General features: G+C 64.4%; 8 protein-coding genes and 2 pseudogenes (1 of these 10 only partly in view). 4 read left to right on the plus strand and 6 right to left on the minus strand.

What is annotated here, in order from left to right:
- Positions 1 to 35: 35 nt before the first annotated feature.
- The 4 genes from LLW23_RS13400 to LLW23_RS13415 are packed head-to-tail and all read right to left on the minus strand — an operon-like array spanning position 36 to position 5,522.
- The gene (locus LLW23_RS13400) at positions 36 to 1,139 is read right to left on the minus strand and encodes an NAD(P)-dependent alcohol dehydrogenase (RefSeq protein WP_228946005.1); all 1,104 of its coding nucleotides are present in this window, start codon (positions 1,137 to 1,139) and stop codon (positions 36 to 38) included.
- 9 nt (positions 1,140 to 1,148) lie between these two features.
- Positions 1,149 to 2,024, minus strand: a complete 876-nt coding sequence (locus tag LLW23_RS13405; RefSeq protein ID WP_228946006.1) for a helix-turn-helix domain-containing protein — start codon at positions 2,022 to 2,024, stop codon at positions 1,149 to 1,151.
- A 16-nt stretch (positions 2,025 to 2,040) separates the two neighbouring features.
- Entirely contained in the window at positions 2,041 to 3,258 is a 1,218-nt protein-coding gene (locus LLW23_RS13410; RefSeq protein ID WP_228946007.1) for a cytochrome P450, read from the minus strand.
- Positions 3,258 to 5,522 carry a TonB-dependent receptor gene (locus LLW23_RS13415; protein WP_228946008.1) on the minus strand — a complete coding sequence of 755 codons (2,265 nt, stop codon included), beginning with the start codon at positions 5,520 to 5,522 and terminating at the stop codon, positions 3,258 to 3,260. The genes LLW23_RS13410 and LLW23_RS13415 overlap by 1 nt, the downstream gene beginning before the upstream one ends.
- A 570-nt stretch (positions 5,523 to 6,092) precedes the next feature.
- Here LLW23_RS13415 and LLW23_RS13420 point away from each other — a divergent pair.
- The 3 genes and pseudogenes from LLW23_RS13420 to LLW23_RS13430 all read left to right on the plus strand — a co-directional run.
- A pseudogene (locus LLW23_RS13420) lies at positions 6,093 to 6,659 on the plus strand (IS3 family transposase); the annotation flags it as partial.
- 115 nt (positions 6,660 to 6,774) lie between these two features.
- A complete protein-coding gene (locus LLW23_RS13425) occupies positions 6,775 to 7,167 on the plus strand; it encodes a GGDEF domain-containing protein (RefSeq protein WP_228946009.1) in 393 nt (130 codons plus the stop codon).
- 99 nt (positions 7,168 to 7,266) lie between these two features.
- Positions 7,267 to 7,668 carry a response regulator gene (locus tag LLW23_RS13430; RefSeq protein ID WP_228946010.1) on the plus strand — a complete coding sequence of 134 codons (402 nt, stop codon included), beginning with the start codon at positions 7,267 to 7,269 and terminating at the stop codon, positions 7,666 to 7,668.
- Positions 7,669 to 7,726: 58 nt separating this feature from the next.
- Here LLW23_RS13430 and LLW23_RS13435 read toward each other — a convergent pair whose 3' ends face one another.
- Both LLW23_RS13435 and LLW23_RS13440 read right to left on the minus strand, forming a co-directional pair.
- Positions 7,727 to 8,065: an acyl-CoA thioesterase gene (locus LLW23_RS13435; protein WP_228946011.1), complete on the minus strand. Its 339-nt coding sequence runs from the start codon at positions 8,063 to 8,065 to the stop codon at positions 7,727 to 7,729.
- Positions 8,066 to 8,466: 401 nt separating this feature from the next.
- A protein-coding gene (locus LLW23_RS13440; protein ID WP_228946012.1) for an IS3 family transposase occupies positions 8,467 to 9,596 on the minus strand; the annotation gives its coding sequence in 2 pieces (ribosomal slippage) (positions 8,467 to 9,335 and positions 9,335 to 9,596; 1,131 coding nt in all).
- Positions 9,597 to 9,683: 87 nt separating this feature from the next.
- Between LLW23_RS13440 and LLW23_RS13445 the strand changes: the two are divergent.
- Positions 9,684 to 10,028 (plus strand): annotated as a pseudogene (locus LLW23_RS13445) (IS30 family transposase) (its annotated part continues 402 nt past the right edge of the window); the annotation flags it as partial.

The following is a 10,028-nucleotide window of genomic DNA, read 5'->3' on the forward strand; positions in this document are numbered from 1 at the left end:
GCTCTCCGCCGCCATTTGCACCACCATAACAGCTGTTACGGCAGCAACACCACCTTGATGCACTCGCCACGCGCCTGATCGGTGATCGCCTGGTTGATCTCGGTAAGCGGATAGGTGCGGATCAGCGTGTCGAAGGGGAACCGACCTGCGGCATGATGCCGCAGCAGTTCGGGGATGAACGCTTGCGGATCGCTGTCGCCTTCAATGATCCCGATGATCCGATGACCAGGTGTCATCAGCGCCGAGATGTTGACGGCGATCGCGGCATCGGCGCGCTTGGGCACGCCGACCAGTCCGATCGCGCCGTGGCTCCCGAGCGAGGCAAGTCCTGCTTCGATCGCGCCGACGTTGCCGCTGGTGTCGAACACATAATCCAGCCCGTCGGGCACGATACTGCGCAGCGCTTCGGCCATGCCGCCCGCTGCCGGATCGACGACGTGTGTGGCGCCAAGTTCGCGGGCGATGTCTCGCCGTGCAGCGATTGGCTCGACGAGCACGATCGTGGCGCAACGCTGGATCACCGCGCCCATCACCGCCGCGAGCCCGACAGGCCCGCCCCCGATGATTGCAATCGACGAACCGGGCGTAGCCGCGAGCGACCGCATCACCCCGCCTGCGCCGGTCTGAAAACCACAGCCCAGTGGCCCAAGCAGCGCGACCGGAACATCGGTGTCCACCTTCACGACGTTGCGCGCACGCGTGATCGTATGAACGGCAAAGGACGACTGACCGAAGAAGTGCGATGAGATCGCCTCGTCGCCCTTGGCGAAGGCCTTCGATCCGTCCTCCAGTCGCATGCCCGCATAGTTGAGCGGCGGGAACGTGCGGCAATAGCTTGGCAGGCCTTCGTTGCAGCGCGGACAATGTCCGCAGCTGGAAAAGCCAAGCACCACCTTGTCGCCGACGGCGAGCCCCTCGACACTCTCGCCGATCGCTTCGATCGTCCCTGCGCCCTCGTGGCCGAGCACGGCCGGGAGGGGATAGGGCGCGAACTGGTCGCGGAAGATCAGGTCGGTGTGGCATACGCCGACGCCCGCGATGCGTACCAGCACCTCGCCCGCTCGCGGTTCGCCCACCTCGATTTCCTCGATCGAAAAATCGCCTTCGGGGATGCGGGCGACGGCGGCGGTGGTCTGCATATTGGTCTCCTAATGCGCCTTGGTCGCACGCCAGGCACTCGGGGTCTGCCCGGCGTGGGCGCGAAAGGCACGCGTGAAATGGCTCTGGCTGATGAAGCCGAGCGCATCGGCGACCTGCGCGATCGTCAGGTCCGATCCGGCGAGCAACTCCTGCGCGCGATCGAGCCGCGCCTTCATCACATATTGGTGCGGGCTGACACCGGTCGCACGCTTGAACACGCGGCAGAAATGCGAGGGCGTTAGGCCGGCGTCGCTCGCCATCGCCTCCAGGCTGTGATCGGCCTCCGGGCGCGCGAGCACGCGGTTCATGATGTGGTGCAGGCGATATGCCGCAAAATCGCTTGTCGGGATGGTCGACACCGCCGAGTTTTGCGGTCCGCGCACCATATGCGCCTTCAGCGCGCCCGCGAGCGCGGTGACATAGACCTGTCGCTCGGGCGTCTGCGGGGCGTAGAGCTCGCCCAGGATCTGCCGCGTCAGCGCCGCGCCGAGCGGATCGGCGAAGGCGAAGCGCATGCGCTGGAACTGGTCGTAGGCAGGCGTGCCTTGCAGCTCCGTGGCGGAGATCGACAGCGTCACCACGTCAAGCTCGCCGTCGACGAGCCAACCGCTCGGCTGCCCCGCGGGCAGGATCGTCGCGCAGCCGGGGATGGAACTCGTCTCACTCCACCCGTCGCGCTCCCACATCTTGACGCGCGGCTTGCCGGCGATGTGCACGACGAAGGTGGGGTCGGGCAGCGCGGGCAGCTGATAACTGCCGACGAACTGGCGCCAGCGCGATAGGCGCCAGCCATCACCTGTCGACCCGATGCCGAGATCCGCGGCGCGACCCAGAGCATCGGAAATGATTGCCTCGTTGGTCCAGACCGTATCGGTCACAGCCATGCTTTACAGCATCCTCTCACGCGGGCCGAAGCTCTATTTCGAGCGTCTTGAGCCCATTGATGAAGTTCGAGCGCAGCCGCTTGGGCGGCGCCGTCACCGCGAACGACGCTACACGCTTCGCCAGCGCCTCGAAAGCGATCCGCAGCTGCATTTCGGCCAGCCGCGAGCCGACGCAGACATGCTGCCCGGATCCGAAGCCGACATGCGGCACGTTGCCGCGCGCGAGATCGAACGCATCGGGATCGGGGAAGACCGATGCGTCGCGATTGCCGCTGGCGTACCACAGCACGACTTTGTCGCCCTTCGCGATCCGTTTGCCGCCAAGTTCGGTGTCGGCGGTTGCGGTACGGCGCATGTGAAGGACGGGGCTGGCGTGGCGGACCATCTCCTTCACGCCGTTGAACAGCACGCCCGGATCGGCGCAAATCTGCGCCCATGCCTCGGGTTGCTCCGCGAGGCGCACCATCGAATGGCTCAGCGAATTGCGCGTCGTCTCGTTGCCGCCGACCAGCACGAGGATGAGGTTGCCGACGAAGTCGCCGAACGGCACTGGCACGCCGTCGATCTCGGCATTGGCGAGCAACGAGGCGATGTCCTGTGTCGGCTCGGCCCTGCGCGCCTCGAACAGCTCGGTTGCGAAGCCGAAGAACTCGGCGAGCACCTGCTGCATCGATTCCGGGCTCTGGCGAAACTCTGGATCGTCCTCACCGACGAACGCATTGGTCCACTCGTAGAGCTTGGGCCACAGATCAGGTGCCACGCCGAGTAGTTCGGCCAACGTCAGCAATGGCAGCGGCGCGTTGAGGAGCGGCACGATATCCACCGGCGCGCCCAGCGGGATCTCCGCCACCAGCGCTTCGACGCGCGCGCGGATGCGGGCTTCGATGTCGCCGAGGCGGACGGGCGACAGCGCAGGCATCACGAACTTGCGATAGCGCGTGTGGGTGGGCGGATCGCGCGAGATGAAGGGGATGCCGATCGCGCTCTCGCCAGCGCCGGTCAGCCCGACCTCGTTTTCGTTGAAGATGCGATGGCCTCCCCATTCGTGCGCGGATGAGAACAGCGTCGGATTGCGTGACACCGCGACGATATCGGCATGGCGCGTCACTGCCCAGAAGCCGGCGCCATCGGCCTCCGGGTTCCAGTGTACCGGATCGGTGGTGCGCAATTCGGCAAACGCATCATAGGGCACGCCGCGTTCGTAGAGCGCGGGATCCTTGAGATCGGGGATCATCAGAAGGCGATCTGGATAGCGCCGCCGTAGGTGCGCGGCGCGGCGGGAACGAGGAAGTTGTACGGGAAGCCGGCGCCGCGCAGATCGAGCCCGTAGGCGAAGGTTTCGCGGCCGAAGATGTTGTTGCCCCACGCCTTCAGCGTAATTTGCCCGATCGTCCAGGCAAGGGTCGCATTGACCTTGGCGAAGTCGCGCTGCTGCAGTTCGGCGTTGTTCTGCGGCGATCCGACAGCGTTCGTATCGTTGAACGGCGAGAAGAACTGCCGCGTGAAGAAGGCGACGTTGGGCGAGAAGACCAGCCCGTTCTGACCGTCGCGGAACAGCGCCAGATCGACACCGCCCTGCGCCGTGAAGCGTGGCGCGAACGGCAGGTCGTTGCCCGACAGATCGGTGCCCTGCAGCGTCAGCTCCTTGTACGTCGCGTGGAGATAGCCGAGCGCTGCGTTGAGGCTGACGGCCGGCGACAGCCGCAGCACCGCCTCCGCCTCCGCGCCATAGACTTCGGACTTGGGCGCGTTGACGAGGAACGACACCGGGCCGGCGCGCGTATCCTGCACCTGCTGGTTCGAATAATCGTAGTAGAAGCCCGCCGCCGACAGCGTCAGCGCGCCGAACCGGCCCTTGGCGCCCACTTCATATGCATTTAGGCGCTCGGGCGCGATATAGGTGATACCCGCCGACGAGGTATAGCCGCCGCCGTTGAACGCGCCCGAGCGATAGCCGCGGTTGTAGCTCGCATAGACGAGCGGGCCGTCGTCGAACTGGTAGGACAGCGACACGCGGCCGGTAAGCGCGTTGTTCTGACCCCGGATCGCGTAGCGCAATGCAGGATCATAGGCGCACGTACCCGGAACGCCAGGGCAGGGCACCGTCGTCGCAAGCGGCAACTGCGCGCCGCCGACATCGCCGGCGAACAGATAGGCATAGCCATCGTCGTAGCGCGCGCGATCCCAGGTGTAGCGCCCGCCGACCGTGAGCGTCAGCCCGCGCGACAGCTCGTAATCGCCCTGCGCGAACACCGCGGCGCTGCGCCGGCGCTGCGTGTAGCTCTGGAAAAATCCGCCGTTCACGGTCGGGGCGATCGCCTGGCCAATGTTGAAGGTGTTCTGCGTCTCGACCCGGTCGAAGCCGTAGAAGCCGCCAGCTACCAATTTGAGCGCGCCGCCATCGTAGTTGAGCCGTGCCTCTTCGCTGAACTGGTCGTATTTCGAGCGCCAATTGATATCGAGCACGTCAAGCGGCGAGCCGTCGGCAGCCTGCTGAAGGTTCTGGCTGCCGCCGTCCTTAGAGGTAATCGCGGTGAAGGTCAGCGTCGGGGAAATTTCATAGGCGATCGTCGCCGAGATGCCGTAGGCGTCCGTGCGATTGCGGCCAATGCGGTTCTCGTTGGTCTCGAAGAAATCGAGGCCCTGGCGGAACGGCAACAGGCCGTGGATCGCCGCCTGCGTGCCGCGATCTCGCCCGCCGTAGATCTTGATCTTGACGTCGAGCGGGCCGTCACCCGGGCGGAAGCGCAAGGTGGCGCGGCCCTGCAGGGTATCCTGCGAATTGGCGTCGAGCGCGCCCGGCGAGACGTTGCGGATCTGGCCATCGCCCTTCACGAAGTTCCCGGCGACACGCAGGCCGAGCTGGTCCTTGACCATTGTCGCCTCGATCGCGGCCTGCGCGGTCCAAGTATCGTAATTGCCGTAGCCGCCCTCGGCATAGCCTTCGTTCCCCGACAGCGTCGGCGCGCGCGTGATGAAGTTGATCGCTCCGCCGGTCGTATTGCGTCCGAACAGCGTGCCCTGCGGCCCGCGCAGCACCTCGACGCGGTCGAGATCGAATAGCCCCATGCCGTGCGCGGTGCGATTGGCGAGATAGACGTCGTCGACATAGACGCCGATCGGCGAGGCTTGGTTGGAATTGTATTCGTTCGCCACCGAGATGCCGCGCAGCGAGAAATTGGGCTGCGTGTTTCCGTAAGGGCTGGATACCTGAAGGTTTGGAACCGCGCTCGCAAGATTGGCGGAGTTGGTAACGCCCTTGTTCTCGAGCGCTTGGCCGTCCAGTGCGGTGATCGCGATCGGCACAGTCAGCACAGACTGCGCACGGCGCTGCGCCGTGACGATGATGTCGTCCGTTTCAGTTGGGCCGGCCGGCGCTGATTCGTTCGGCATCAGCTCGTTCGACGAACCGTCAGCGCTGCCCTGCGCCAGTTGCGCTCCCGCCCCGGCGGGGAAGCATACGCCGACGAGCAGCGCGGCCAAACAGGTGGCTTTCATCCATCCCTCCTTTGTCGGGCAGCACTCCTAGGTGCCGCCCCCTATCGAGAGTGGTTGTAGCGCGCAGTCCTATCGCCGGCTTTGCACCCACTTGCCGTACTTTTTGACTTTCCTTGCGCGGTGTCACCGCGACAAAGGGATGGGTGTTCGCTTTCGGCGCACGAGCAAAGGACGTTTAACGGCCGCGTGCGGATCTTTGCAGCGGGCGATTCCCAACGACGGTAACATTCCAACGAGCCTTGTAGGATCACCATCCCGTGTGGGCGTTTACTTGCTTCCCTTTGGTTTGCGCGGTTTAGGTATCGGCAGCTCTGCCGCTGTGACACGCAACAAGTCACTTAGCCACTCCGCATCGTCCCAGCGATCGGCCTCGATTAGCAGGTGCGGCTTTGCCCCTGGATAGGGGTCCGACAGAGGTGGCTCGGGGGATCTGAACATCGGGGATAAGTGGATTGCCGATCTGACAGCGGCCGTGCTGGCCGCGAGAAGGAGGCAAGATGAGCAAACGACCCCGCTGGAACCACAGCCCGGCATTCAAGGCCAAGGTGGCGTTGGCTGCCGTGAAAGGCGCGCCGGCCGAACACCTCGACGCCGGCACCGGGGCACAAGATCTATCCGTACCTGCTGCGCAAGCTCGCGGTGATCCGGCCGAACCAGGTCTGGGCGACGGACATTACGTATGTGCCGATGGCGCGTGGCTTCGTCTACCTCGTCGCCATCGTCGACTGGTTCAGCCGGCGCGTGCTGGCGTGGCGGGTGTCGATCTCGCTCGATGTCGGGTTCTGCATCGAGGCGCTGGAGGAGGCGCTGACCCGCTACGGCAAGCCCGCCATCTTCAACAGCGATCAGGGCTCGCAGTTCACGAGTGCCGCCTTCACCGCCGTCCTCCACCGCGAGAAGATCGCGATCAGCATGGACGGTAAGGGGTGCTGGCGCGACAACGTGTTCGTGGAGCGCCTCTGGCGCTCGGTGAAATATGAGGAGGTGTACCTCAACGCCTATGCCTCGGTTCCCGAGGCCCGCGCCGGCATCAGCCGCTACATCGGGTTCTACAATGCCGTTAGGCCGCACTCCGCGCTTGGCGGCCGCACGCCCGACCAGATATACTTCAACCAGCCGCTTCTCGCAGCGGCATGATCAACCAGCGGCAGTCCACTTATCCAAGCCGTGAACCTGTCCAGACAAACCGAGCAACCTCTCCTGTCCGTCGTGTGGGGCACCTAACCTGCTTGATATGCGTAAGCGTCTAGTCGTGCGACGGCTGACCTCTAAAGCACAGGGGAAGATGCGCAGTGAGCCCGAAAGCGACCATCTGTTGCGTTGGATAGGCGGTGAGGAGTTCGGGCTGGTGTTAGGTGTACCCGACCCCGCTGCCGCAGCAATCATTGCTGACCGGCTGCGAACGGCTTTTGCTGCTGCCCCGGTCGTGTGGGATGATCAGCCTATCCGAGCGACGGTGAGCATTGGCGCGTGTTACCTCGATTGCGACCGCGGCGCTGCGCCCGAACTCGTGCGGCGATTGGATGAAGCGCTGTACCGTGCGAAGCACAACGGGCGAAACAGGGTAGAATGGATTTCCGAGAATTGGCAGCCTGAGGGGAGCAACCAAACCATTGCCGCGCGGCGCATTTTCCGTGCGGCGTAGTTTTGATCGTCGCGTTCTCTTAACCGATTGTGCGATATGCCACTCTACCCGAAGCGCGCGCTCCGTTGGTTCGCGGCGGGGCCGAGTTCTGGAGTACGCATGGCGCGCATCATCTATGTAGAGGACGACGACTTGATGGGTCACGTCGTGCAAGAAGTTCTGACTCAGGCTGGCCATCTTATCGGCGTCGTGCCGCACGGCACGCTGGGGTTCGAGACGATTGCGTTCAAAAAACCTGAGCTGGTGATCCTGGACCTCGGGCTCCCAGGCATGACCGGGATCGAAGTTCTGAAGCACCTGCGCCAGATCTCAAGCACTTACATGATCCCAATCCTGGTGCTCACGGCGAACCAAAGCGCGGAGGCGGCGGAGCAAGCAATGGGCGCGGGTGCCAACGATGTGATGCTGAAGCCTTTTGTGCCGGCCGATCTGATTGCGCGAGTCGCCGACGTGCTCTCCGTACATGGCTTCGGCAACGATCTGATCCGGCGCGATTCATAGGGACGGCGCAAGCGCCACGGTTCGACTCAGACGCAGCGCGGATTCCACATCCGCTAGGTCAGGCGGCGTCGTCCAGACCGCGGGGCTGACCTTCGTTCGTCATCGCCACGTATGTGAAGACCCCCTCCGTGACCTTCGCCGCCTCTTTAGTGCCACGCACGCGAGTCCAGGTCTCGACCTTCACCTTGATCGACGTCGATCCCTCGTCCTCCCACGAGCAGAAGCAGCTGACCTCATCGCCAACCGCTATCGGCCGCAGGAACTTCATCGCATCGATCGCGACAGTCGCTACCGGCCCGGTCGCTCGTTCGACCGCAAACGTCGCCCCTGCGAGGTCCATCTGCGAAAGCGTCCAGCCGCCGAAGATGTGACCGCTGGGGTTTGCGTCCCGCGGCATCGCTATGGTCCGGAGGTGAGCGCCGCCGACGGGATTGGGAAGTGTGTCCATGTCGAGGGCAACGAGTACGGGTGAAAAGGTGTCCCGAGCTATTCTGCGCAGGACGTCATGTCGCCGATGGCCGCGACGACCGCTTCCAGTTCCGATAACGCGTAGTGATCGGAGAGCGTCACCGAACTTCGGCTGGATGACACGTCAGAGCGGAAGCGCCATCTGTCGCGCGTCGTGGATCGCCGGTAAGCCTTCCAGCGCCTCTGGTGGCATGTTCCCGAGGTGTTACCGATGCAAGCAGGTTCTACCCGGGGTGCGGGCGCACCCCGTTCGGTAGGCAAGGCGAGGAGAGGTTGCTCGGTTTGTCTGGACAGGTTCACGGCTTGGATAAGTGGACTGCCGCTGGTTGATCATGCCGCTGCGAGAAGCGGCTGGTTGAAGTATATCTGGTCGGGCGTGCGGCCGCCAAGCGCGGAGTGCGGCCTAACGGCATTGTAGAACCCGATGTAGCGGCTGATGCCGGCGCGGGCCTCGGGAACCGAGGCATAGGCGTTGAGGTACACCTCCTCATATTTCACCGAGCGCCAGAGGCGCTCCACGAACACGTTGTCGCGCCAGCACCCCTTACCGTCCATGCTGATCGCGATCTTCTCGCGGTGGAGGACGGCGGTGAAGGCGGCACTCGTGAACTGCGAGCCCTGATCGCTGTTGAAGATGGCGGGCTTGCCGTAGCGGGTCAGCGCCTCCTCCAGCGCCTCGATGCAGAACCCGACATCGAGCGAGATCGACACCCGCCACGCCAGCACGCGCCGGCTGAACCAGTCGACGATGGCGACGAGGTAGACGAAGCCACGCGCCATCGGCACATACGTAATGTCCGTCGCCCAGACCTGGTTCGGCCGGATCACCGCGAGCTTGCGCAGCAGGTACGGATAGATCTTGTGCCCCGGTGCCGGCGTCGAGGTGTTCGGCCGGCGGTAGATCGCCTTGATCCTCATCCGCTTCATCAGCGTCGCGACATGCAGCCGACCGACGCTCACGCCTTCCTGCCGCAACAGGTCGCGCAGCATCCGGCTACCGGCAAACGGGTAGAGCAGGTGCAGCTCGTCGATCCGGCGCATGACCGCCAGATCGGCCAAGGATACAGAGCGAGGCAGATAGTAGATGCTGCCGCGGCTGATGCCGAGCTGCCGCGCCTGGGCGACCAGCGGTAGCGAATGACCACGGTCGATCATCGCTTTGCGCTCGGCAACAGACCGGCCTTCCCGAGCGCACCGGCCAGAAAATCATTCGCCAGCGTCAGCTCGCCGATCTTGGCGTGCAGTACCGTCACGTCGACCGCCGGCTCTACCGCCGACGACGCCGCGCCGAACCCGTCCGCCGCGCCCTCCAGCAGCCGCGACCGCCACTGGTTGATGAGGTTCGGATGCACATCATACTGCTGCGCCAGTTCGGCCAGCGTCTTCTCGCCTTTCACGGCAGCCAACGCCACCTTGGCCTTGAATGCCGGGCTGTGGTTCCAGCGGGGTCGTTTGCTCATCTTGCCTCCTTCTCGCGGCCAGCACGGCCGCTGTCAGATCGGCAATCCACTTATCCCCGATGTTCAGATCCCCCGAGCCACCTCTAAGTGTCGGCGAAGCTGCGCCGCAACTGGTCGCCCGAGCAGGTTTCGGGTTGGCTGGGGCGTCGCTTTCCGGACGAAGAGCAGCAACGTGTGTCTCACGAGACGATCTATAAGAGCCTCTATATTCAGGCGCGCGGCGTGCTGAAGAAGGAGCTGCTCGAGCATCTGCGGGCCAAGCGCACGATCCGCCGCTCGCGCCATGCCAGCCTGAAGCGCGACGGGCTCGGCCAGATCAGGGACGCAGTCTCGATCAGCGAACGGCCCGCGTCGGTCGAGGACCGCGCGGTACCCGGGCATTGGGAGGGCGACCTCATCTCGGGCGCGCGCGGCAGCCATGTCGTGACGCTG

The organism is Sphingomonas radiodurans (genome assembly GCF_020866845.1).
GTDB lineage: Bacteria > Pseudomonadota > Alphaproteobacteria > Sphingomonadales > Sphingomonadaceae > Sphingomonas > Sphingomonas radiodurans.

Coding starts and splice junctions, on each gene's coding strand:
- LLW23_RS13400 (WP_228946005.1), bottom strand. CDS start 1,139: ATGCAGACCACCGCCGCCGTCGCCCGCATCCCCGAAGGCGATTTTTCG.
- LLW23_RS13405 (WP_228946006.1), bottom strand. CDS start 2,024: ATGGCTGTGACCGATACGGTCTGGACCAACGAGGCAATCATTTCCGAT.
- LLW23_RS13410 (WP_228946007.1), bottom strand. CDS start 3,258: ATGATCCCCGATCTCAAGGATCCCGCGCTCTACGAACGCGGCGTGCCC.
- LLW23_RS13415 (WP_228946008.1), bottom strand. CDS start 5,522: ATGAAAGCCACCTGTTTGGCCGCGCTGCTCGTCGGCGTATGCTTCCCC.
- LLW23_RS13430 (WP_228946010.1), top strand. CDS start 7,267: ATGGCGCGCATCATCTATGTAGAGGACGACGACTTGATGGGTCACGTC.
- LLW23_RS13435 (WP_228946011.1), bottom strand. CDS start 8,065: ATGCCGCGGGACGCAAACCCCAGCGGTCACATCTTCGGCGGCTGGACG.